General features: G+C 57.7%; 16 protein-coding genes, 1 tRNA gene and 1 pseudogene. 16 read left to right on the forward strand and 2 right to left on the reverse strand.

Annotated features, from left to right (window positions below; all coding sequences use genetic code 11):
* The first annotated feature begins 113 nt into the window (after positions 1-113).
* Complete coding sequence (locus ACE3MN_RS01050) at positions 114-2444, forward strand: molybdopterin guanine dinucleotide-containing S/N-oxide reductase (RefSeq protein WP_082237891.1); 2331 nt, start codon at positions 114-116, stop codon at positions 2442-2444.
* Here ACE3MN_RS01050 and ACE3MN_RS01055 read toward each other — a convergent pair.
* Positions 2407-2853, reverse strand: coding sequence for an N-acetyltransferase (locus tag ACE3MN_RS01055; RefSeq protein WP_102650193.1), 447 nt, complete (start codon positions 2851-2853; stop codon positions 2407-2409). The two genes, ACE3MN_RS01050 and ACE3MN_RS01055, sit on opposite strands and share 38 nt — an antisense overlap.
* The gene (gene tag, locus ACE3MN_RS01060) at positions 2831-3412 is read right to left on the reverse strand and encodes a DNA-3-methyladenine glycosylase I (protein WP_004137820.1); all 582 of its coding nucleotides are present in this window, start codon (positions 3410-3412) and stop codon (positions 2831-2833) included. The genes ACE3MN_RS01055 and tag overlap by 23 nt, the downstream gene beginning before the upstream one ends.
* A gap of 159 nt (positions 3413-3571) precedes the next feature.
* Here tag and ACE3MN_RS01065 point away from each other — a divergent pair, with 159 nt between their 5' ends.
* The 15 genes and pseudogenes from ACE3MN_RS01065 to bcsD all read left to right on the forward strand — a co-directional run bounded on the left by ACE3MN_RS01065 (position 3572) and on the right by bcsD (position 25239).
* Entirely contained in the window at positions 3572-4216 is a 645-nt protein-coding gene (locus ACE3MN_RS01065) for a hypothetical protein (protein ID WP_049086997.1), read from the forward strand.
* 305 nt (positions 4217-4521) lie between these two features.
* Positions 4522-5724, forward strand: a complete 1203-nt coding sequence (locus tag ACE3MN_RS01070; protein ID WP_064343309.1) for an MFS transporter — start codon at positions 4522-4524, stop codon at positions 5722-5724.
* A 241-nt stretch (positions 5725-5965) separates the two neighbouring features.
* Positions 5966-7654: a kdo(2)-lipid A phosphoethanolamine 7''-transferase gene (eptB, locus tag ACE3MN_RS01075; RefSeq protein WP_004137822.1), complete on the forward strand. Its 1689-nt coding sequence runs from the start codon at positions 5966-5968 to the stop codon at positions 7652-7654.
* Between the two features lie 89 nt (positions 7655-7743).
* Positions 7744-7820: transfer RNA gene (locus ACE3MN_RS01080), tRNA-Pro, on the forward strand.
* A gap of 649 nt (positions 7821-8469) precedes the next feature.
* Positions 8470-10077, forward strand: coding sequence for a dipeptide ABC transporter periplasmic-binding protein DppA (gene dppA / locus ACE3MN_RS01085; RefSeq protein WP_024359760.1), 1608 nt, complete (start codon positions 8470-8472; stop codon positions 10075-10077).
* A gap of 107 nt (positions 10078-10184) precedes the next feature.
* Positions 10185-11204 carry a dipeptide ABC transporter permease DppB gene (dppB, locus tag ACE3MN_RS01090; protein ID WP_004126390.1) on the forward strand — a complete coding sequence of 340 codons (1020 nt, stop codon included), beginning with the start codon at positions 10185-10187 and terminating at the stop codon, positions 11202-11204.
* A gap of 9 nt (positions 11205-11213) precedes the next feature.
* Positions 11214-12116 carry a dipeptide ABC transporter permease DppC gene (gene dppC / locus ACE3MN_RS01095; RefSeq protein ID WP_004126388.1) on the forward strand — a complete coding sequence of 301 codons (903 nt, stop codon included), beginning with the start codon at positions 11214-11216 and terminating at the stop codon, positions 12114-12116.
* A gap of 10 nt (positions 12117-12126) precedes the next feature.
* Complete coding sequence (gene dppD / locus ACE3MN_RS01100; protein ID WP_004126385.1) at positions 12127-13110, forward strand: dipeptide ABC transporter ATP-binding protein; 984 nt, start codon at positions 12127-12129, stop codon at positions 13108-13110.
* Positions 13107-14120, forward strand: coding sequence for a dipeptide ABC transporter ATP-binding subunit DppF (gene dppF, locus ACE3MN_RS01105; RefSeq protein WP_024359761.1), 1014 nt, complete (start codon positions 13107-13109; stop codon positions 14118-14120). The genes dppD and dppF overlap by 4 nt, the downstream gene beginning before the upstream one ends.
* A gap of 711 nt (positions 14121-14831) precedes the next feature.
* Complete coding sequence (locus ACE3MN_RS01110; protein WP_102650195.1) at positions 14832-15389, forward strand: cellulose biosynthesis protein BcsO; 558 nt, start codon at positions 14832-14834, stop codon at positions 15387-15389.
* Between the two features lies 1 nt (position 15390).
* Positions 15391-16183 (forward strand): annotated as a pseudogene (bcsQ, locus tag ACE3MN_RS01115) (cellulose biosynthesis protein BcsQ).
* Positions 16184-16203: 20 nt separating this feature from the next.
* On the forward strand, positions 16204-18315 hold the full coding sequence (gene bcsA, locus ACE3MN_RS01120; protein WP_004132651.1) for a UDP-forming cellulose synthase catalytic subunit: 2112 nt from the start codon (positions 16204-16206) through the stop codon (positions 18313-18315).
* On the forward strand, positions 18312-20714 hold the full coding sequence (bcsB, locus tag ACE3MN_RS01125) for a cellulose biosynthesis cyclic di-GMP-binding regulatory protein BcsB (protein WP_375364233.1): 2403 nt from the start codon (positions 18312-18314) through the stop codon (positions 20712-20714). Before bcsA ends, bcsB begins: the two co-directional genes overlap by 4 nt.
* Entirely contained in the window at positions 20711-24763 is a 4053-nt protein-coding gene (locus ACE3MN_RS01130) for a cellulose synthase subunit BcsC-related outer membrane protein (RefSeq protein ID WP_375364234.1), read from the forward strand. The genes bcsB and ACE3MN_RS01130 overlap by 4 nt, the downstream gene beginning before the upstream one ends.
* Positions 24763-25239, forward strand: a complete 477-nt coding sequence (gene bcsD / locus ACE3MN_RS01135; RefSeq protein ID WP_024359766.1) for a cellulose biosynthesis protein BcsD — start codon at positions 24763-24765, stop codon at positions 25237-25239. Before ACE3MN_RS01130 ends, bcsD begins: the two co-directional genes overlap by 1 nt.
* The last annotated feature ends 11 nt before the right edge of the window (positions 25240-25250 follow it).

Raw genomic sequence — 25250 nt, forward strand, 5'->3', positions numbered from 1 at the left:
TGACGCGCGAAACCGGAGAAAATTCCGCAGAGAGCATCTCAATTTGTAAATAACATTGAACGGCTGAATAACGTGCCGTCACCACACCTGCTATCGCTGACCAGGAGCCCGCATTGCCAACCTCATCCGCCACCAAAACTATCCTCACCGCAGCCCACTGGGGGCCCATGCTGGTCGAAACCGATGGCGAGAACGTCATCTCATCGCGGGGGGCGCTTGATACCCCTTTCGCCAACTCGCTGCAAAGCGCCGTGCGCGATCAGGTGCATAGCAAAACCCGCGTACGGTACCCGATGGTGCGTAAGGGGTTTCTCGCCTCGCCTGAAAACCCGCAGGGCGTGCGCGGGCAGGATGAGTTTGTGCGGGTAAGCTGGGATCGGGCGCTGGATCTGATTCACGCCCAGCACCGCCGAATTCGCGAAAGCTACGGCCCGGCGTCGATTTTTGCGGGCTCCTACGGCTGGCGCTCAAACGGCGTGCTGCACAAAGCGGCGACCCTGCTCCAGCGCTATATGAGTCTGGCGGGCGGCTATACCGGACATCTGGGCGATTATTCCACCGGCGCGGCCCAGGCGATCATGCCGTACGTGGTTGGCGGTAATGAGGTTTATCAGCAGCAGACCAGCTGGCCAATGGTGTTGGAACATAGTGATGTGGTGGTGCTGTGGAGCGCTAACCCCTTAAATACGTTAAAAATCGCCTGGAACGCTTCCGACGAACAGGGTATTCCGTGGTTCGACCGTCTGCGCCAGAGCGGGAAACGGGTGATCTGCATCGATCCGATGCGATCGGAAACGGCGGAATTCTTTGGCGACGCGGCGGAGTGGATCGCCCCGCATATGGGCACTGACGTCGCCCTGATGCTCGGTATCGCCCATACGCTGGTCGAAAACGGCTGGCAGGATGACCCATTTTTGGCCCGCTGCACCAGCGGCTATGACGTTTTCGCCCGCTATCTGACCGGCGAGAGCGACGGAACGGCAAAAACGGCGGAATGGGCGGCGGCGATCTGCGGCGTCAGCGCGGATAAAATTCGCGAACTGGCAAAACTTTTCCACGAAAACACCACCATGCTGATGTCCGGCTGGGGCATGCAGCGCCAGCAGTTTGGCGAACAAAAACACTGGATGCTGGTGACCCTTGCGGCCATGCTCGGCCAGATCGGCACCGAAGGCGGGGGTTTTGGCCTTTCCTATCACTTTGCCAACGGCGGCAACCCTACGCGGCGTGCGGCGGTGCTGGGCTCAATGCAGGGTAGCGTGGCGGGCGGTACCGACGCGGTAGAGAAAATTCCGGTCGCGCGCATCGTTGAAGCGCTGGAGAACCCCGGCGCCGCTTATCAACATAACGGGATGGAGCGTAGCTTCCCGGATATTCGCTTTATCTGGTGGGCGGGCGGCGCCAACTTTACCCACCATCAGGATACCAACCGGCTGATCCGCGCCTGGCAAAAACCGGAGCTTATTGTGATTTCAGAATGCTTCTGGACCGCGGCGGCGCGCCATGCCGATATCGTCCTGCCCGCGACGACCTCGTTTGAACGCAACGATATGACCATGACCGGGGATTACAGCAACCAGCACCTGGTGCCGATGAAGCAGGTGATCGCGCCGCGCGATGAAGCGCGCGATGATTTCGCCGTTTTTGCCGACCTCAGCGAGCGCTGGGAAGCGGGCGGGCGGGAGCGCTTCACCGAGGGTAAAAACGATCTGCAGTGGCTGGAGACGTTTTACCAGATTGCCGCCCAGCGTGGGGCGCAGCAGCAGGTTACGCTGCCGCCGTTCGCCCAGTTCTGGCAGGATAATCAGCTGATAGAAATGCCGGAGGAGCCCGCAAACGCACGCTTTGCCCGCTTTGCCGCCTTCAGGGCCGATCCGCAGGCGAACCCGTTGAAAACCGCCAGCGGTAAAATTGAGATTCACTCGCCGACCATCGCCGGGTATGCCTATCCGGATTGCCCGCCGCATCCGATGTGGCTGGAGCCGGACGAGTGGCATGGCAATGCGCAGGAAGGTCAGCTTCAGGTGCTGTCAGCGCATCCGGCGCACCGCCTTCACAGCCAGCTCAACCATACGTCGCTGCGCGAGCGCTACGCGGTGGCGGGCCGTGAACCGTTAACCCTTCATCCGCGCGATGCGCAGGCGCGCAATATCGCCGATGGCGATCTGGTACGGGTATGGAATTCACGCGGTCAGGTGCTGGCTGGCGCGGTAGTGACCGACGGTATCCGCCCTGGGGTTATCTGCCTGCATGAAGGAGCATGGCCCGACCTTGACCCTCAGGCGGGGATCTGCAAAAACGGTGCGGTGAACGTGCTGACCAACGATATTCCGACATCGCGGCTGGGCAACGGCTGCGCCGGAAATACGGCGCTGGCCTGGCTGGAAAAATATACCGGTCCCGAGCTTACGCTGACGGCATTTGATCCGCCGACCAATGCATAATCCAGGTCGGATGCTGGGTTTCATCCTGCCATGCGCAGTCTTCAATGCGGAAGCCTTGCGCATGGTAGAAATTCACCGCCTGAACGTTTTTCTGGTACACCTCAAGGGTTAGCCAACCGTAGTGTTTTTTGACTTCGCCAATCAGCGCGCTGCCGATACCCTGCCTGGCGGCATCCGGCGCGACGAACAGCGCGCCGATGAAGCGAGACTCCATCACGCTGATAAAGCCCTTCAGCACGCCGTCCTGCTCCCATACCCAGGTTTGGGCGGAGGGCAGGTAAACGTCGCGCACTATCGCCAGACTGTCATGCCAGTAGCTTTCGGCGATAAACGGGTGGGCTTGGATCGTACTCTCCAGCCACAGTTCAAGCAGCGGGCCGGTTTCGTTAGCGTCCCAGTTGCGGATCATCCTGGCCTCCTGAGCGACAGAAACAGCCGGTGACGTGGTCGTTGACCAGACCGCAGGCCTGCATAAAGGAGTAGCAGATCGTTGAACCGACAAACTTAAACCCCCGTTTTTTCAGCGCTTTTGACAGCGCGTCAGAAGCCGGAGTGGTTGTCGGGATCTCCGCCAGCGCGGCGGCGGTCGTCACCTGGGGATGATTATCGACGAATGACCAGACGAAATCTGCGAAAGGCTCGCCATTTTCCTCCATCGCCAGAAAGGCCCGGGCGTTGCCGATGATGGCCTGAATTTTCCCGCGATGGCGAATAATACCGGCATCGAGAACCAGACGTTCAACATCTTCTTCGTCCATTGCCGCGACGCGAACCGGGTCAAACTGGTGAAAGGCGCTGCGGTAGTTTTCACGCTTTTTCAGTACGGTGATCCACGACAGTCCGGCCTGCTGGCCCTCAAGACAAATCATCTCAAACAGCTTGCGGGGATTCTTTTCAGCGACGCCCCACTCGTTATCGTGGTACTCAATGTATAAAGGATCCTGACTGACCCATCCGCAACGTTGCATCTGCCTCTCCCTTTTGTCATAAAAATCAGCCGGGCAACTTGACGGCTGAAAGATAAAGATAATAGTTAATACAGGGTTATTATCCCCAAAACAGGGATAGGGCACCCCATAAAAAAACACAGCAACCTTGCCGTTTCGGCTCTTTTTGGAGTCGCATTAATGATAATAAAGAAATGCAATGGCCTCCGGGGATTCCTGGTCCCGGCGTACGTATCCGTCTGGGCGTCGTGTGTTGCCGGTGCGAATGCCTGGCAACAGGAATATATCGCTATCGATACAAAAAGTAATACTGCGGAACGCTATACATGGGACAGCGATCACCAACCGCGCTATGAAGATATTCTCGCGGAGCGGATAAATGCGTCCGACGATCCTTCCGGGCTGGCGTTTAACCAGGCGGTATCGCCGCCGGACAGCGCTCGCGGCATGAGCGTGGGCTGGAATTTCTCCTTGGTCGACGGCGTGACCTCCGGCCCGGTAGCCAGTTTACATTCCGACCTGACGTCCCCCCCGTTTACCCGTAATGCGGCCGGAACCGGCTACGTGAATACGCTGGGCTGGCGGGTAGATTATCAGAAGCTATGGGGTGTACATCCGTGGGCCCAGGTGAGCTATAACCAGGGATTTACGGCTGATGCCGGCGGGCAGAATCGCGCGCAGGACGGCGCCTGGCGGGACGTGACTTTTGGCGCCGATATGTCGCTCAACTCTCATCTTGCCGCCTGGGCGGCGCTGTCGCAGGCGGACAATCTGCCCACTGGGGCAAATTATCTCTACTTAATGGGCGTGAGCGCCAATTTTTAATTTATTCGTCATGCTTCAAGCGGCAGATGCGTTGGCCGCGCTTGAAGCAACTCGAATTATTTAGGCTAAATATGTAGCATATTTGATACGTTTAATTTACTTCATCATTACAGTAATGACGCATCTTCCGGCGGTAGCAGGTACTCACTTTTCAATGAATATTTAAGGCGTGAATATTTTTCACTGTCATTCATTCCGCCTTTAGTGCATTTCATTCCGCGGTGACGGCAGTTCATGCCTTTTTTCCCCAGCCTTAAAGGGGACTTCGTTATGGTGGCGGCAGTTAATTATTCAGGACAACTGCTATGAACGCTGCAAACCGTCAATACACCCGCTGGCTTACGCTGCTTGGCACTATCATTACGCAATTTGCGCTGGGATCGGTTTATACATGGAGTTTGTTCAATAGTTCGCTTTCCGCCAAGCTGGACGAACCGGTCAGCCAGGTGGCGTTCTCATTCGGCCTGTTAAGCCTCGGCCTGGCGCTCTCCTCATCCGTGGCGGGCAAATTACAGGAACGTTTCGGCGTCAAACGCGTCACCATGGCGTCCGGCGTTCTGCTGGGCCTCGGATTCTTCCTGACCGCGCATTCAAACAGCCTGATGATGCTGTGGCTGAGCGCGGGCCTTCTGGTCGGGCTGGCCGACGGCGCCGGCTATCTGCTGACGCTGTCGAACTGCGTCAAATGGTTCCCGGAACGTAAGGGGTTGATTTCTGCTTTCTCTATCGGTGCTTACGGGCTTGGCAGCCTGGGTTTCAAGTTTATTGATTCCCATCTGCTGGCGACGGTCGGTCTGGAAAAAACTTTTATTATCTGGGGCGCAATCGTGCTGGTGATGATCGTTTTTGGCGCGACGCTGATGACAGACGCGCCGAACCACACCGCCTCCGCGAACAATGGCGTGGTCGAAAACGACTTCACCCTCGCCGAATCGATGCGTAAACCTCAGTACTGGATGCTGGCGGTGATGTTCCTGACCGCCTGCATGAGCGGCCTGTACGTGATTGGCGTGGCGAAAGATATTGCCCAGGGGATGGTGCATCTCGATGTGGCGACGGCAGCCAACGCGGTGACGGTGATTTCTATCGCTAACCTGAGCGGCCGTCTGGTTCTGGGCATTCTGTCGGATAAAATGTCGCGCATCCGGGTGATTACCATCGGACAGGTCGTTTCGCTTATCGGTATGGCAGCGCTGCTGTTCGCGCCGCTGAACGCCACGACTTTCTTCGCCGCCATCGCCTGCGTGGCCTTTAACTTCGGCGGCACGATTACCGTCTTCCCATCGCTGGTCAGTGAGTTCTTTGGCCTCAATAACCTGGCGAAAAACTACGGCGTGATTTATCTCGGTTTCGGTATCGGCAGCATCTGCGGTTCGCTGATTGCTTCCCTGTTCGGCGGTTTCTACGTGACCTTCTGCGTCATCTTTGCGCTGCTGATTCTTTCCCTGGCGCTGTCGACGACGATTCGCCAGCCGAAAAGCGAAATTTACCACCAGGCTCATGCCTGAAAGCGGGCGTTATCACGGCCCCGATGATTAATTACCTAAGCTAATAGTGCCAATCCAACCAAATGTTTTGTAAATGTTTGGTTGGATCACATTCCCTCCTGATACTTTTTCCTTCCGCTGTGGTCTACTTATCGCGCTTTGTAGAGGTTTCTTATAACCAAGCTAAACGCACTTTATTAACCTGCTTACTTATATCGCTTAAGTCGGGCGGTTTTATCTCTTCGTTTTCCAGGTTTTTTGCATGAAATACATTAAAACGATGACGCAGCTGAAGCTCAGTATCTGGCTGGCGCTGTACATCGGCTGGTTTATGAACGCTGCCGTATTCTTCCGCCGCTTTGAAGGGTACGCTCAGGAGTTTACCATCTGGAAAGGACTCTCAGGTGCAGTTGAGCTGATTGGGACCTTTCTGGTCACCTTCTTTCTGCTGCGTATTTTGTCGCTGTTTGGCCGCCGGGTCTGGCGCATCCTCGCGACCATCGTCGTACTATTCTCCGCCGCCGCCAGCTATTACATGACCTTCCTGAACGTGGTGATCGGCTACGGGATTATTGCCTCGGTGATGACCACTGACATCGACTTGTCCAGAGAAGTTATCGGCTGGCACCTGATTCTCTGGCTGGTGTTGATGAGCGCGCTGCCGCTGGTGCTTATCTGGAGCAACCGCTGCCGCTTCACGCTGCTGCGTCAAATTCGTACGCCCGGCCAGCGGATGAAGAATATTACTATCGTGCTGCTGGCTGGCCTGATGGTTTGGGGGCCAATTCGTCTGCTGGAGGTTCGCCAGAAGAACTTCGAGCGCAGTTCCGAAGTCGATCTGCCAAGCTATGGCGGGGTGGTGGCTAACTCCTACCTGCCGTCTAACTGGCTCTCAGCGCTGGGGCTTTACGCGTGGGCGCAGGTGGATGAGTCTTCCGATAATAAATCCCTGATCAATCCGGCGAAAAAATTCACCTACGTTGCGCCGCAAGGCCTGGATGATACTTACGTGGTGTTTATCATCGGCGAAACCACCCGCTGGGACCATATGGGCATCCTGGGCTATAACCGCAATACCACGCCTAAGCTGGCGCAGGAGAAAAACCTGGTCGCTTTCCGCGGATACTCCTGCGATACCGCCACTAAGCTGTCGCTGCGCTGTATGTTCGTTCGTCAGGGCGGGGCGGATGATAACCCGCAGCGGACGCTGAAAGAACAGAACGTCTTTGCCGTCCTCCACCAGCTTGGCTTTAGCGGCAACCTGTACGCCATGCAGAGCGAGATGTGGTTCTACAGCAACACGATGGCGAACAACATCGCCTATCGCGAGCAGATTGGCGCTGAGCCGAGTAACCGCGGCAAGAGCGTTGACGACATGCTGCTGGTAGATGAAATGAAGCGCGGGCTGGCGAAGAATCCCAGTGGTAAGCACCTGATTATTCTGCATACCAAAGGGTCGCACTTTAACTATACCCAGCGCTATCCGCGCAGCTTTGCCCAATGGAAGCCGGAGTGCGTTGGCGTCGATAATAAATGCTCGAAGGCTGAGCTGATTAACTCGTACGATAACAGCGTGACCTACGTCGATCACTTTATCGTCAGCGTGCTGGATCAGCTGCGGGATAAGAAGGCGATTGTTTTCTATGCAGCCGACCACGGCGAGTCCATCAACGAGCGCGAACACCTGCACGGGACGCCGCGCAAGATGGCGCCGCCGGAGCAGTTCCGCGTGCCGATGCTGGTGTGGATGTCGGATAAGTATCTGGAGTCGCCTGACCACGCAGCCTCCTTTGCGCGCCTGAAACAGCAGGCGGCAATGAAGGTACCGCGTCGTCACGTCGAGCTGTATGACACCATTATGGGCTGTCTTGGCTATACCTCGCCGGACGGCGGGATTAACCAATATAACAACTGGTGCCACGTTCCTGACGCTGCGGCGAAGAAGGAGTAGCAGAGTGGCGAGTTTCTCGCCGCTTGAGCGAATTTTTCATAATAAGGCATTGACGGGTGTGTATCGCAGCAGTAAGATGCGCCCGCATTCGGTGATTGGCGCAGCCTGGTAGCGCACTTCGTTCGGGACGAAGGGGTCGGAGGTTCGAATCCTCTATCACCGACCAAATTCGAAAAGCCTGCTCAACGAGCAGGCTTTTTTGCGTCTGTCGCCGGTACAGGTGCCCAGCACCGCCTCCGGGAAAATGCGCTCTACCTAAGAGTGTCAGAAAACTCGCCCATTACCCTTTCCTGCCGCCAATTCCCTGTTTTGTGACATCTTCCATTGTATTTTTTTATATATACTCCGATCTTTTTTCGCGAAGCTTATGGATAACTTCAGCATTTTCCGCTGTGCGTTTTAACGTTCACGCTATTTATCGCTCACATATTGGTCACATCGCAAGAAATTTTTACCATTTGGCATAATTGCTTATCACTGGCTGCCGGAAAATATTAAGGCGTTTATTCTGCGTACTGGCCGCTAGCATAAATTTCTCTGCTGGAAATAGCGCTTTGCACTTTTTTTAATCTTTGCCTGCCGATTCTCACCCCGGATGTAAAACCAGGTTGGCTGTATTGACGTTTCCCCATTCTGTTGACAGATTGTAGGGCATGAGGGGCATTTCATGGAGAATCCGTACTGCAACTCAGTCGTTTTTGCGAAAGGAATCCCCATCTCTCTCAATGCCTTCGGGCACCACCGACCGGACCGGGTAAAACATAAATAAAGGTCTGGCGGATATATGCAAACAACATCACATTTGGAGCAGAATAATGAGTATTTCCTTGAAAAAATCAGGGATGCTGAAGCTTGGTCTGAGCCTGGTTGCCATGACCGTTGCAGCAAGCGTACAAGCGAAGACCCTGGTTTATTGTTCAGAAGGTTCGCCGGAAGGCTTTAACCCGCAGCTCTTCACCTCTGGTACCACCTATGACGCCAGCTCAGTGCCGATTTATAACCGCCTGGTAGAATTCAAAACCGGCACCACGGAAGTGATTCCGGGCCTGGCTGAGAAATGGGAAGTTAGCGAAGACGGGAAAACCTATACCTTCCATCTGCGTAAAGACGTGAAGTGGCAGGATAATAAAGATTTTAAACCGACTCGCACGCTGAACGCCGATGACGTTGTCTTCTCTTTCGACAGACAAAAAAATACCAACAACCCTTACCATAAAGTGTCTGGCGGCAGCTATGAATACTTTGAAGGCATGGGGTTACCTGACCTGATTAGCGAAGTGAAGAAAGTGGACGATAATACCGTCCAGTTCGTGCTGACCCGTCCGGAATCGCCGTTCCTTGCCGATCTCGCCATGGACTTCGCCTCTATTCTGTCAAAAGAGTATGCCGACAACATGCTGAAAGCCGGTACGCCGGAGAAAGTGGACCTCAACCCAATCGGTACCGGCCCGTTCCAGCTGCTGCAGTACCAGAAAGACTCCCGTATTCTTTATAAAGCCTTCCCGGGCTACTGGGGCGCCAAGCCGAAAATCGATCGCCTGGTCTTCTCCATCACCCCTGATGCTTCCGTGCGCTACGCTAAGCTGCAGAAAAACGAATGCCAGATTATGCCGTACCCGAACCCGGCAGACATCGCGCGCATGAAGCAAGACAAGAACATCACTCTGCTGGAGCAGCCGGGCCTGAACGTGGGCTACCTCTCTTTCAATACCGAGAAGAAGCCGCTGGATGATGTCAAAGTTCGCCAGGCGCTGACCTACGCGGTAAACAAAGAAGCGATTATCAAAGCCGTTTACCAGGGCGCAGGCCAGGCCGCGAAGAACCTGATCCCGCCGACCATGTGGGGGTATAACGACGACATTAAAGATTACACTTACGATCCAGAGAAAGCGAAAGCGCTGCTGAAAGAAGCCGGTCTGGAAAAAGGCTTCACCATCGACCTGTGGGCAATGCCGGTACAGCGTCCGTATAACCCGAACGCGCGCCGTATGGCTGAGATGATTCAGGCTGACTGGGCTAAAGTTGGCGTCCAGGCCAAGATCGTCACTTACGAGTGGGGTGAATACCTGAAGCGCGCGAAAGCGGGCGAACACCAGACCGTCATGATGGGCTGGACCGGCGACAACGGGGATCCGGATAACTTCTTCGCCACCCTGTTCAGCTGCGCGGCGGCAAAAGACGGTTCTAACTACTCCCGCTGGTGCTACAAGCCGTTTGAAGATCTGATTCAGCCGGCTCGCGCCACCGATGACCACAACAAACGCATTGAGCTGTACAAACAGGCTCAGGTCGTGATGCACGATCAGGCTCCGGCGCTGATTGTCGCTCACTCCACCGTCTATGAGCCGGTGCGTAAAGAGGTCAAAGGCTACGTGGTCGATCCATTAGGTAAACACCACTTCGATAACGTCTCTATCGAATAATAACAGCGTGTTTCCCCTCTCCCCGCCTTGGGGAGAGGGAATTGACATTTGTGAGCAATACAGACGTCCTGTCACCAGGCGGGCCGTCTCCAGAGAGAATCCGGGTTATGTTGCAGTTCATTCTCCGACGTTTGGGACTTGTCATCCCAACATTTATCGGTATTACCCTTCTCACTTTCGCCTTCGTTCATATGATCCCCGGCGACCCGGTGATGATTATGGCGGGCGAACGTGGTATTTCCCCTGAACGTCACGCGCAGCTGCTGGCCGAAATGGGCCTCGATAAGCCAATGTGGCAGCAGTACGTCAACTATATTTGGGGCGTGATGCACGGTGATTTGGGCATCTCGCTGAAAAGCCGTATTCCCGTCTGGGAAGAGTTCGTGCCGCGCTTTAAGGCCACCATGGAGCTGGGCGTCTGCGCGATGATTTTTGCCATCATCGTCGGGATCCCGGTGGGAGTGCTGGCGGCGGTCAAACGCGGCTCTATCTTCGACCACACCTCCGTAGGCCTCGCGCTGACCGGCTATTCCATGCCTATCTTCTGGTGGGGGATGATGCTGATCATGCTGGTGTCGGTACAGCTTAACCTGACGCCGGTTTCCGGACGTATCAGCGATACCGTCTTCCTTGACGATACCCTGCCGCTGACCGGATTTATGCTGATCGATACCGCGATTTGGGGCGAGCCGGGCGACTTTATTGATGCGGTGATGCATATGATCCTGCCCGCCGTGGTGCTGGGGACGATTCCCCTGGCGGTGATCGTGCGTATGACCCGTTCGTCGATGCTGGAAGTGCTGGGCGAGGATTATATCCGTACCGCGCGCGCGAAAGGCCTGACGCGAATGCGGGTGATCGTCGTTCATGCTTTACGCAACGCGATGCTGCCGGTGGTCACGGTTATCGGCCTGCAGGTCGGTACGCTGCTGGCGGGGGCTATCCTGACCGAAACCATCTTCTCCTGGCCGGGCCTTGGCCGCTGGCTGATTGATGCGCTGCAGCGCCGCGACTATCCGGTGGTGCAGGGCGGGGTGCTGCTGGTGGCGACGATGATTATTCTCGTCAACCTGCTGGTCGACCTGTTGTACGGCGTGGTGAACCCGCGTATCCGGCATAAGAAGTAAGGGGCCATCATGTCACAAGTTACTGAAAATAAAGTTGTCGCCGCACCGGTGCCAATGACCCCTTTGCAGGAGTTCTGGCACTATTTTAAACGCAACAAAGGCGCCGTCGTGGGGCTGGCCTACGTCGCGGTGATGATTATCATCGCCGTCTTCGCCAACTTCATCGCGCCCTATAACCCGGCGGATCAGTTCCGCGATGCGCTGCTGGCCCCGCCGTTCTGGCAGGAAGGCGGCAGCGTAACCCACCTGCTCGGCACCGATGACGTCGGTCGCGATATCCTGTCGCGCCTGATGTACGGCGCGCGCCTGTCGCTGCTGGTTGGCTGTCTGGTGGTGGTGCTGTCGCTGATCCTCGGCGTGGTGCTCGGCCTGATTGCTGGCTATTTTGGCGGCGTGGTTGACTCGGTCATTATGCGCGTTGTCGATATTATGCTGGCCCTGCCGAGCCTGCTGCTGGCGCTGGTGCTGGTGGCCATCTTCGGCCCATCCATCGTCAACGCCTCGCTGGCGCTAACCTTTGTCGCCCTGCCGCACTACGTGCGTCTGACCCGCGCCGCGGTGCTGGTGGAAGTCAACCGCGACTACGTGACCGCTTCTCGGGTGGCGGGCGCGGGGGCGATGCGTCAGATGTTCATCAACATTCTTCCCAACTGCCTTGCGCCGCTGATTGTTCAGGCGTCGCTGGGCTTCTCTAACGCCATTCTCGATATGGCCGCTCTTGGCTTCCTTGGCATGGGTGCGCAGCCGCCGACACCGGAGTGGGGCACGATGCTCTCCGACGTGTTGCAGTTCGCGCAGAGCGCCTGGTGGGTCGTCACCTTTCCGGGTGTCGCTATCCTGCTGACGGTGCTGGCATTTAACCTGATGGGTGACGGTCTGCGTGACGCGCTCGATCCCAAACTGAAGCAGTAAGAGGTTCGAGATGGCGTTATTAAATGTAGATAAACTCTCGGTGCACTTCGGCGACGAAGGGACGCCGTTCCGCGCCGTAGACCGCGTAAGCTACAGCGTAAACCAGGGCGAAGTGGTCGGTATCGTCGGCGAGTCCGGCTCGGGCAAATCGGTCAGTTCGCTGGCGATTATGGGGCTGATTGACTATCCCGGCCGGGTGATGGCGGAAAAGCTGGAGTTTAACGGTCGCGACCTGAAGCGCATTTCCGAAAAAGAGCGTCGCCAGCTGGTGGGCGCGGAAGTGGCGATGATCTTCCAGGACCCGATGACCAGTCTGAATCCGTGCTATACCGTCGGCTACCAGATTATGGAAGCCATCAAGGTCCATCAGGGCGGTAATAAGAAAACGCGTATTCAGCGGGCGATTGACCTGCTGACGCTGGTGGGGATCCCCGACCCGGCTTCACGTCTCGATGTCTATCCGCACCAGCTTTCCGGCGGCATGAGCCAGCGCGTGATGATCGCGATGGCGATTGCCTGTCGGCCAAAGCTGCTCATTGCCGATGAACCCACGACGGCGCTGGATGTCACCATTCAGGCGCAGATCATCGAGCTGCTTCTGGAGCTGCAGCAGAAAGAGAATATGGCGCTGATCCTGATTACCCACGATCTGGCGCTGGTGGCCGAAGCGGCGCACAAAATCATCGTCATGTACGCCGGCCAGGTAGTGGAAACCGGCGATGCGAAGGATATCTTCCGCGCCCCGCGCCACCCCTATACGCAGGCGCTGCTGCGCGCGCTGCCGGAGTTCGCTCAGGATAAAGCTCGCCTCGCCTCGCTGCCGGGCGTGGTGCCGGGTAAATATGACCGTCCGAGCGGCTGCCTGCTCAACCCGCGCTGCCCGTATGCAACGGACAAATGCCGCAGTGAAGAACCTGAACTGAACCTGCTTAACGGCGGTCGTCAGTCAAAATGTCATTACCCACTTGATGATGCCGGGAGGCCAGGGCTATGAGTACGCATGAGGCCACCACGCAACAGCCTCTGTTGCTGGCCACCGATCTGAAGAAATACTATCCGGTGAAGAAGGGGCTATTTGCGCCGGAACGCCTGGTCAAAGCGCTGGACGGCGTCTCGTTTACCCTTGAACGCGGTAAAACGCTGGCAGTCGTGGGGGAGTCCGGCTGCGGTAAATCGACGCTCGGCCGTCTGCTGACGATGATTGAAATTCCTACCGGCGGCGAGCTCTATTATCAGGGACAGGATCTGCTTAAGCACGATCCGCAGGCGCAGAAGCTGCGCCGGCAGAAAATCCAGATTGTGTTCCAGAACCCCTACGGTTCGCTGAACCCGCGTAAAAAGGTGGGGCAGATTCTGGAAGAGCCGCTGCAGATCAACACCAGCTTAAGTAAGGAGCAGCGCCGGGAGAAAGCGCTGGCGATGATGGCCAAAGTGGGCCTGAAAACGGAACACTACGACCGCTATCCGCATATGTTCTCCGGCGGCCAGCGTCAGCGTATCGCCATCGCCCGTGGTCTGATGCTTGACCCGGACGTTGTAATCGCTGACGAACCGGTCTCCGCGCTGGACGTTTCGGTGCGCGCGCAGGTGCTGAACCTGATGATGGATCTGCAGCAGGATCTGGGGCTTTCTTACGTCTTTATCTCCCACGATCTGTCGGTCGTGGAGCACATTGCAGATGAAGTGATGGTGATGTACTTAGGCCGCTGCGTGGAAAAAGGGTCGAAGGATCAAATCTTCAACAACCCGCAGCATCCGTACACTCAGGCGCTGCTGTCGGCAACGCCGCGCCTGAACCCGGATGACCGCCGCGAGCGCATCAAGCTGACCGGCGAGCTGCCGAGCCCGCTGAATCCGCCGCCGGGCTGCGCGTTTAACGCCCGCTGTCGTCGCCGTTTTGGCCCATGCACCCAGCTTCAGCCGCAGCTGAAGGATTACGGCGGCCAGCTGGTGGCCTGTTTTGCCGTCGATGAAGATCAAAACGGCGAGAAGCCGCTGAGCTGATTGACACCGCTGATAACCAAAGCCGAAGCCTGCGCATCGGCTTTTTTTTAGCCATTATTCAGCGCCGATGGAACAATCTACAACGAACAATGACGCTGCCGTACGCCAGAGGAAATGTTATCGCTGAAAGTTAAGCTAACTCCATGAATATATTTTATTTTATCATCATTATTACTTTTCTGGTTGCGCATAAGCGGCAAGAGTGATTCACAAAACTGTTCTTTGTTGTTCGGTCAACGCTTTATATTCCTGGTTTTTAGATAACATCCTGAGCTATTTATTTTACGGCGGAACATTATTTATTATTTTAATTAAGCGCGGGGAGTGATTTCTAAACGCCTTAAAAAATATTAAAATGTATTCTCTTTAGCCGTCGGCTGGCGTGTATTACGCCGTTTTTTAAAATTAAGGCAGTATAAAAAACTACTCTCTGCGAATAGCCTGGCAGGCTGCGGGGGGAATGACGGCGTCGCCGCCCAAAAAATGGGGCTATCATTTTGAAAAAGAGCTGTTAGTGTAGCCGCACTATCCCTATGGAATTACACCAACCTGACTTATCCAAATAATCAAATCGCGACTAAAGTTAGCGTATTGTGACGGTCGTAACGCCGGGTAAATGCCCAAAAAACAACAAATTAAACTATGCTTTAGCGGCGTAGAATGACAATTAAAACAGATTAAATATGATGTATTTAAATCATGAGGTTATCTATGAACCATTATGATGATTTGCAGCGCTTCAAGGAAAAGACGCGGACACACAGTCTAAAATTCAAGGACCTCTCATCAGAAGCCACCGCCGGTGAAAAAGGGGATTGGGTTATTCTCAATCAACTTATTCCCGCGGAGGAAGAGTCTTCTTTGGCAATGGGGGGATCGGTCTCCCTACCTGTGCCGCAGCGGGTTCCTGCCGATATGTTTCATCAGGTGGAGCGCGCTGTCGTTCAAACCGCCCCTGCGCCATCTGCGCCGGCGCCAGCGTTGAGTATCCCGCCTTCCGCGCCGCAGCCTGTTCCCGTGACGGACAGGATGGTCGTAGTGCCCGCGGCGCCGGAAAGCGCGCCCGCGGCTGAACCCGCTTCCCTGGCGACGGTTTCTCGACCTGCTGCTCAGCCGATACCTGTCCCTCCGGCCAGGCCTCGTCCGGCGATAGCGCCGACGGCGGAAGGGTTTGCCCATCTCTTTGCGACAAAAACCGCAGAGCCGGTAGCAAAAGATAAAGATCAGTCACTGAAATCACTCCTGGAGAGGATCGCGACATGCCGTTGATCTGCGTGTGTTCACCGAAAGGCGGCGTAGGAAAGACGACCCTGGCGGCAAATCTGGCCTGGGCGCTGGCCCGCGCAGGCAGCAAAGTTCTGGCCCTCGATTTTGATGTGCAGAACGCCCTGCGCCTGCATTTTGGCGTCCCGCTTAGCGATGAGCGCGGCTATGTCGCGAAAGCGCTGGAGCTCCATGACTGGAGCCAGTGCGTATTAAGCGCCGGCAGCAATATTTTCGTCTTGCCCTACGGCGACGTGAGTGAAGCCCAGCGGCAGTCCTTTGATGAACGTTTGACCCACGACGAGCATTTCCTGACGCGCGGCCTGGCGGCATTACTCAACTATCCGGGGCTGATTACCATCGCCGACCTGCCGCCGGGCCCTTCGCCCGCGCTGAAGGCGCTCACTTCGCTTGCCGACCTGCATCTGGTACCGCTGCTGGCGGATACCGCTTCAATGTCCGTGCTGTCGCACGTCGACAATCAGCGGTTGACCGGGGGTGAGCTCAACCATAAACACGGACACTATTTTGTGATTAACCAGAGCGATAACCGTCGCCAGGTGAGTCGCGATGTCACGGCGTTGATGGAAGAAAAGCTGGGCGATCGTCTGCTGGGCATCATCCATCGTGATGAAAGCGTGGTGGAAGCGAATGCTTCCCAGAAGTCGATCCTTGACTTTAATTCATCCTCCGCAGCCGCCTTTGATATTGAAATTATTGCCAAAAAAATTTCTGCGCTGTTGGGTATCAATATTGGTGACGGCAAGGTGCATAGCCAGCCTCGCAGGTCAGGGCTTTAATTTAATTGCAGGGCTGCTGAATGAAAAAGACGCTTTTCTGGTTGCTGGTACTGGTGCTTTCGCCGATTGCCGTGCTGGTGGTGATCACCCCGATGGACAGTCAAAAGCAGTATATTTTTGGCCTGCTGAGCATCGGTATTCTTTTCCTGATGGGATTCAGTAAAAATCGCAGCGTTTCCGTCATCATGGTGGTGACATCGCTGCTGATGTCGACCCGTTATATGTATTTCCGTCTGACGCAGACCCTGCATTTTAACTCCACCATCGAAGCGATTCTGGGGATGGGGCTGTTTCTGGCGGAAGTCTATATCTGGGTGATGCTGCTGCTTAACTACCTGCAAACGGTCTGGCCGCTAAAACGTGAAATCGTCCCGCTGCCGGATGATATGAGCAAGTGGCCGACGGTCGATATCTATATTCCCAGCTATAACGAACCGCTTGAAGTGGTGCGTGATACCGTACTGGCCGCACAGTGTATTGATTATCCTAAAGATAAATTAAAAATCTATTTACTGGATGACGGGAAGCGCAATGAATTTGCGGTCTTCGCCGCCGACGTTGGGGTTGGGTATATCACCCGTAACGACAACAAACACGCCAAGGCGGGCAACCTCAACCACGCGATGACGCTGACCCACGGCGAGCTTATCTGCGTGTTTGACTGCGACCACGTGGCAACCCGCGTCTTCCTGCAGGCGACGGTGGGCGGATTCCTCAACGACCCGATGCTGGCGCTGGTGCAGACGCCGCATTATTTCTACTCGCCGGATCCCTTTGAGCGCAACCTCTCCGTTGGCCGCAATATTCCTAACGAAGGGATGCTGTTTTATGGCCCGATTCAGCAGGGGAACGACAACTGGAACGCGACCTTCTTCTGCGGCTCCTGCGCCGTCATTCGCCGCGCCGCGCTGGAGCAGATCGGCGGCTTTGCGGTTGAGACCGTGACCGAAGATGCCCATACTGCGCTGAAGTTCCAGCGTCTGGGCTGGAAGTCGGCATTCCTCGATATCCCTCTGGCGGCGGGTTTAGCTACCGAACGCCTGGTGGTGCACGTCATTCAGCGTACCCGCTGGGCGCGCGGGATGACGCAAATTTTCCGTCTGGATAACCCGCTGCTGGGCCGCGGGCTGACCTTTCAGCAGCGCCTGTGCTACCTCAGCGCCATGCTGTACTACCAGTTCGCCCTGCCGCGCGTGGTCTTTGTCACCGCGCCGCTGGCCTACCTGCTATTTAACCTCAATATTATCTACTCCTCGGCCAGCCTGATCGTCTCTTACGCGCTGCCGCATCTGTTCCTCGCGATCTATGTCGGCTCGCGCATGAACGGTCGCTATCGCTACAGCTTCTGGGGGGAAATCTACGATATCGTGCTGGCGTTCCACCTGGTGCTGCCGACGCTGGTGACGATGATTTTCCCCAAACGCGGGAAATTCAACGTGACCGATAAAGGCGGCCTGCTGGACGTGGGCTACTTCGACTTTACCGTCGTCAGGCCGCACCTGGTCGTTGCCTGTCTGCTGGGCCTGGGCGTGATATTCGGTATTGTCCGCGCCATCGGCCATGACTACTTTGGCTCAGACCCGAACGTTATCGCGCTGAACGTCGGTTGGGGGATTTACAGCCTGATCTTCCTGCTGGCCGCGATTGCGGTGGCGCGCGAAACCCGTCAGGTGCGAAAAACGATTCGTATTGACGTCGATATCCCGGTGCTTATCCACTACGCCAGCGGCATTGTCTCCCGCAGCCACACCGCGGACCTGTCAATGGGCGGCTGTCGCGTTAGCGCGCCGGATAACCGTCACCTGCAGGATGAAATTGAAGAGATTGAGCTGATCCTCCAGTCCGGGGCGATCTCGATTCCGGTACGCCAGATCACCGCCGACGAGCGCTTTATCCGCCTGCAATTTGATGAAAATATTCAGCTTTCCCGCCGCCGCGAACTGGTGCGCGTGGTGCTGGCTCGCGCCGATGCGTGGATTAACCCGCCGCGTCCGCAGGATAACCCGTTCCGCTCTTTTGCCACCATTTTGCGCTGCGTGTTTGAACTGTTCTGGCTGACGTGGAAAACGCGCCGCAGCCAGCGTCGCCAGCCGCCTGCGGCCAATCCCGCGCAGGAGGATGGTAGCTTATGAAACGCTTAACGACGCTTGCGCTGCTGGCCGGGATGCTCTCTGCGCCGACGCTGCATAGCGAGGAAACGCCCGCTGACGCATTGCCGCAGCTTAACTTTCCGCTATCCGGGGCGGAAGCCGACGGCGCATCGGCGGCCGAGGCGAATTCGCCCGCCGCAACGGAGCCCGCGCCGGCAAACGTCGATCAGCCGGCTTCGCTGCCCGCGATGCCGCCGTCGGTCGCAGCCGGCATTCCTGATACGGTACCGCTAACGCCGATTGTCGGCGGTAATCTGAACCTGACGCAGATGGGTATGCCGGACGGTATCATCCTTAGCGGCGGACAAAACCAGGGCGGCGCCAGCTTTACGCTGCCCTCCGATCAGGTGGTGACCCACGCCCAGCTGATGCTGGAGGTTAAGGTCTCGCCGGAGATGGTGGCCCGCAACGCCACGCTGCAGTTAATGCTCAACGGCCAGCCGCTCGGCACGCTGCCGCTGGGCGCGGACGGCGAGGAGATCTCGCACTATCAGCTGGATATTCCGGCGGCGCTGATGGTCTCCAGCAACAACCTGAGCTTTAAGATTAACGACGGCGATGCGATGCAGTGCCGGCTCGATATTCACGACACCTCGCGGGTGACTATTTTGCCCGCCTCGCACTTTAGCTGGGAGAGCCAGCAGCTCAATATCAGCAACGATTTAAGCCACTTCCCGCGGCCATTTTTCGACAGTATGCAGATGACGCCGGCGGATATCGCTATCGCTTATCCGGAGAAATCGACGGCGGACATCTTTAGCGCTGCGGCGCTGGTGTCGTCGTGGCTGGGTATTCAGGCCGATTATCGCGGTATCGCCTTTGACGCGCTGCGCGATCGCCTGCCCGAGAAGCACGGCATTATCATCGGCCACCCCGGCGATCGGGTGGGCGGCCTGACGCTGCCGCAAACCGACAAGCCGCTGCTGCGGATCGTTGAGAATCCCGGCAACCCGGCCTATAAGCTGCTGCTGATCGTCGGGCAGAATGACGCCGCGCTGCGGATGGCCGCCTGGCGCCTGACCCGCGGTGATTTCGCCCTGCAGACGGCCAGTATGGAGGTTGATCCGCAGGCGATTCCCGTCGGCAAGCCGTACGATGCCCCGCGCTGGATCGCCACCGATCGGCCGGTAAAAATCAGCGAGCTGATCCGCCAGGATCAAAGTATGACCGTCAGCGGCGTGTGGCATGAGCCGCTGCGCGTCGCCTTCCGCGCCGCGCCGGATCTCTATCTGTGGGATGGCGAAACCATTCCGTTGCAGATTGGCTATCGTTTCCCGTCGGAGAGCTGGATTAACGAGGACAAGTCGCTGCTGAGCGTGACGCTCAACAACACCTTCCTCAACAACCTGCCGATGAACAAACAGGGGCCGCTGGAGAAGCTCTGGCGTCACCTGGGCGGCGATGCGCGTCAGGAGCGTTTTACGATCCCGCTGGCGCCGTATCTGATTTACGGCGATAACCAGCTGTCGCTCTATTTTAATCTGGTGCCGAAGGATAGCGCTCCCTGTTCAGTGCTGCTGAACAGCACGATCAAGAGCCGCATTACCGACGACTCGTGGATCGATTTGAGCGGCACGCGGCACTTCTCGCTGTTGCCGAATCTCTCCTACTTTGTCGGCGCGTCGTTCCCGTTCTCCCGGCTAGCGGATTACTCGCAAACCACGCTGCTGCTGCCGGAGCGGCCTTCGGAAACCCAGGTCGCGATGATGCTGAATCTGGCCGCCCGCTCGGGGAACTCGACCGGCAAAGCGCTGGCCAATAACCGCGTGATGCTGGGCGTTCCTGACGACGCCGCCAATTCGCCTTTCCTGCGCGATCGCGATGTGCTGGCGGTGAGCGCGCTTGACCAAAAAGTGTTTAACCAGCGCCTGCTGGCCGACTCTCCCTATAATCCGGTCGAAAACCTGCTGAGCGTGCGTGAACCGGCGCTATGGGCGAAAATTCAGCGCCGGCTGAGCGGCGACTGGGCCTCCGACGGCGTGGATGCCGATCGCTATTTCTCCTCCAGCAGCGCCTGGCGAGGGTTTATCAGCTATCGCTCGCCGTGGAATCCGCAGCGAGTGGTGGTGGTGGCGATGGCCAGCAGCGACGATCAGCTGGCGAAACTCGAAGACGACCTTAATTCACCGCGCATCAATGCCGGTATTCGCGGCGATACGGCGGTGATTACCAGCGATAACGGCGTGCGTAGTTTCCAGGTCAGTACGCCGTTCCCCAGCGGCCAGATGCCGTGGTACATGATGGCGGTTTGGTACGCCAACCAGCACTCCGGACTGCTGGCGGTGCTGGGGTTAATCGCCACATCGATTCTGGGACTGGCGCTGACCGCCATGTTTAAACGTCATGCCCGTAAGCGCCTGGAGTCGGGAGAGAGCCAATGAAAAGAGTCAGCAGAATGAATAATAAGGCGGCCCGTCAATTTTCCACGCTGTGCCTGTCCGGCGCGCTGACGCTGGGCGCGTTTGGCGAGGCGCAGGCGGCGGGTAACGATGCGGCGCTACAGGCGCTTTTTGCCCAGGCCAACTACTGGCATGAAAAATCCCACGATGAGCTGGCGATGGAATCGCTGCAAAAAGTGTTATCGGTGGATGCCAATAACGCTCAGGCGCTGTACCTGATGGCGCTGTGGGCGCAGCAGGGGGGCAACCTGCAGGCCGCGGCCCAGTGGCGGGCGCGGCTGGAGAAAGCGGCGCCCAACAGTCCCGGCTTGCAGGATCTGGATAGCGCCAAAAAAATGGCCCAGGTCCCCCAGGGACAGCTAAACCTGGCAAGACAGCAGGCGCGCAGCGGCAACGTGCCCGCCGCGCTGGCGACCTGGCGGAGTATGTTTAACGGTAACGTTCCGCCTTCCGGTCTGGCGGCGGAATACTACATGACGATGGCCAGCGACAAGTCGCTCTATTCGCAGGCGGTGAGCGAACTGCGTCAGTATGTCGCTCAGCATCCGCAAGAGAACGGGCCGCGCGTAGCCCTGGGTAAGGCGCTGACCTGGCGCGAAGAGACCCGGCGGGAAGGGATCGCTATGCTGGAGCCGATGGCCAGCGGCAGCAAAGAGGCCGATGCCGGGCTGCGCCAGGCGCTGCTGTGGATGGGGCCGCAGCCGGGGGATGAACCGTTTTACGATACCTGGATGCAGCGCCACCCGCAGGATAGCGAAGTGCAAAACTACTTCCGTGAACGGCGCAGCGGCCAGGCGCGCGGTCAGGGCTACTCTGACCTGAACAGCGGCAATACCGCCGCGGCGAAGCAGCAGTTTGAACAGGTCCTGCAAACCAATCCGCAGGACGCTGACGCGCTTGCCGGGATGGGCTATATCGCCCAGCGCAGCGGCGATTTTCAGGCGGCCTCTCAATATTTGAGCCGGGCGGCGGATCTCGGCGGCGAGAGTTCTGAAACCCGGCGCCAGCAGGCGGCGGATGCGCTGTTTTACGGCCAGCTCGCGCAGGCGCAGCAGGCCTGGAAGCAAGGCAATATTAGCCAGGCGCTGGCGCTCTCCGCGCCGCTGGCGCAGCAGAGCGGGGCCCAGGGCTCGGCGGCGAAACTGTTCCGCGCCGACGTTCTGCGGCACAACAAAGATCTGCCCCAGGCCGAACAAACGCTGCGGGCGCTGCTTAACGACCAGCCGCAAAATGGCCCCGCCCGGGAGAATCTCTATTACGTTTTGCGTGAACAGAATAAAACCGCGGAAGCCCAGGCGATGCTGCGAACGCTGCCGGAAAGCCTGCAGCAAAAACTGCAGCCGCGCGTGGTCACCGGGACGCCCGGAGACTCGCTGCGTCGGCAGGCGCAGGAGCAGGCCAGCGGCGGAAACGTGACCGGGGCAATCGCCACGCTGCGCCAGGGCGTTTCTCGTTATCCGGACGATGCGTGGATGCGCCTCGATCTGGCCCGACTGCTGCAAAAGTCCGGTAACGACGGCGAGGCGAACGCGATCATGGGCGCCGCGTATCGTCCCGGCGCCAGCAGTAACTCCTTATACGCCGCGGCCCTTTTCGCCAGCGAGAACGGCGGCTGGCAGCAGGCGCAAACGCTGCTGGCGAGAATTCCTCCCGCCAGCCAGACCAGCCAGATGCGCGATTTACATCAGCGGGTGAACTACAACCTGCAGCTGGCGACGGCGCAGGGCTATCTGGCGCAGGGGAATACCGTCGCGGCTTCCAATACGCTAAGGGCGATGGCCGCGACGCCGCCAAAAGCCCCGGCGGATGTGGGTAAACTGGCGCGCCTGCTGGCCCAGAGCGGCGATGTGACCACCGCGGTATCGCTGGTGCGCAACAGTATTAACGGCGGTATCTCGGGCAATGCCGGGGATTACGCAGACCAGGTGACGGTGCTTAACCAGGCAGGCCTGACTAACGAAGCGCAGAGTCTGCTCACCAACCCGCAGCTGCAGGCGAGCAGTACGCCGACGCAGCTGGCCAGTATCCGCAACGGCTATGTGATTAACGAAGCGGACCACCTGCGCGAGCAGGGCAACTACGCGGCGGCGTATGACAAGCTGATGGGCGCGATGCAAAGCGACCCGCAAAATACCGACCTGATGTTCGCCATGGCGCGTCTCTATCAGAGCGGCAAAATGAATAAAGAGGCCGGGGTCGTCTATGACTACCTGATGACCCGCGATACGCCGACCCAGGACGCGCGCAGCGGAGCTATTGATGTCGCGCTGTCGGCGGGCGATAACGACCGGGCGGCGCAGCTGGCAGGCGGGCTGCGGCCGGATAATTCGCCGGACCGTTTGCTGCTGCTGGCGCGCGTTGCCGAATCGCAGGGGCATCATCAGCAGGCGATGACCTATCTGCGCAGCGCTCGCGGAAGGCTGCTGGGGTTACAGAGCAGCAACGGCACGCAAACGCCGACCGTGGGCGGCGTGCTGGCGGCGGATAATCCGTTTGTCGGCGTCTCGCGTACGCCGGCGGCGACGCGTACCGCTTCCACCTACGGGCAATATATGCCGTGGCAGGTTTCTCAGGTATCGACGGGCGATGGCAGCACGCTGCCGGGGATCCAGCGCACCGATCTGCCGGTCGAAACCGCGCAGACCCGAATGCTGCGCCAGGTGGACACCATGATGGAGACCTTACAGGAAAAAACCGGCACCTGGCTGCAGGGGGGTATGGAGGTTCGCGGCCGCGATGGCGAATCCGGCACCAGCAAGCTGAGCGAAATTAAAACCCCCCTGACCTGGTCCTCCTCGCCGTTCGGTGATTCGCGTTTCGACTTTACCGTGACGCCAATTACGTTGAACGCAGGGACGGCAACCGGCGACGCCTGGCGGCGCTATGGCGCGAATCCGCTATCAAACGCGGTCTCCAATATGATCTCCACCGCCACCAGCGAGCAGGCGGCAATTGCGGCGATGACCCCTACCGAGCGCACGACGTACTTTGCCAACAATCCGGGGGCGGAGACATTGAGCGGTCTCGGCACGCTGAATGCTTCAGACTTTAACGCCACCACCAGCAGCGGCATGGAGAATCTGGCGAAGCTCGGCACCTATGACTCCGGGCAGGTCGCCAGCTATCTGGCTTCTTCAAATCTGAAACCTAACGTTGATCAGGCCAGCGGCTCAACCGATTCGCAGAAAGCCAACGGCGTGGAGCTGGCGCTGGCGCTGAGCGGCGACGATTATCGCGTCGATATCGGCAGCACGCCGCTGGGTCAGGATCTGAATACCGTGGTGGGCGGCGTGAAGTGGTCGCCGAAGCTGACCAACTACCTGTCGCTGATTTTTACCGGCGAGCGTCGTTCGCTGACCGATAGCCTGCTCTCCTGGGTGGGGCTGAAGGATTCCTACTCCGGCAAGACCTGGGGACAGGTGACTAAAAACGGCGGTACCCTGCAGCTAAGCTATGACGACGGCGACGCCGGTTTCTACGTCGGCGGCGGGGGCTATAGCTACCTGGGACAAAACGTCGCCAGCAACACCAGCATTAACGCCAACGCCGGGGTTTATCTGCGGCCATACCACGATGAGTATCGTCAGCTGCAGACCGGGTTGAGTATGAGCTACATGGATTACTCGAAAAACCTCAGCTACTTCACCTACGGGCAAGGGGGTTACTTCAGTCCGCAGAACTACGTTAGCGTGTCGCTGCCGGTCAGCCTGACGGAGAAATATGATAACTGGACGATGAAGCTTGGCGGTTCGGTGGGGTATCAATCGTACAGTCAGGATAAGAGCGCCTATTTCCCGACCAACGCCGAGTGGCAGCAGACGCTCGAGACCGCTGTGAGCAACGGTTTTGCCAAAGAGGCGTACTATTCAGCCACGTCGAAGAGCGGCATCGGCTATACGCTGCGCGCCGGTGCGGATTACAAAGTGAATAAACAGATGACGCTCGGCGGCCAGGTGGGCTATGACACCTTTGGCGATTATAACGAGAGCACCGCCGGCCTTTATATCCGCTACATGCTGGGAGATCGCTGATCATGACGGACAATAATAATGCGCTGGTGACGGCCTGGTTTCAGCAGCAGCAAACGCCTGCCGGGTGGTTCGATCTGCTGCTGATTATGGTTGATGGCATGGTCAACAACGCGGGCGAACTGGAGAGTCAGCCCTTTCTGCGGCAAATGGGTGAGGCGCTGGCCGATGAGCATCCGCTGCCGGAGTCGGAGACGATCGGTGAGCTGGAAGCCCATATTAATGCGCAGCTCAGCCGCTTTCAGTGGGGACTGGTGAGCGTTGAGGTGAGCGATGATGGCCTGCGGTTACGCCATCAGGCGCTGCCGGTGAGCCGCGATGAAGCGCGCCGCGTACGCTGGTGTAATGCGTTTTGTGCCATACTCGAGGGGCTTTATTCCCGCTGGCTACAGGGACAGGGCGGCGCGGCGCATGTGGTTTTACAGCGCGAGCGGCTGTTTTCGGTCTCTGACGTTCAGTTTCTTTACTTCCATCCCTGAAGGGTGAATTT

This window comes from Klebsiella grimontii (genome assembly GCF_042137965.1).
Classification (GTDB): Bacteria; Pseudomonadota; Gammaproteobacteria; order Enterobacterales; family Enterobacteriaceae; genus Klebsiella; species Klebsiella grimontii.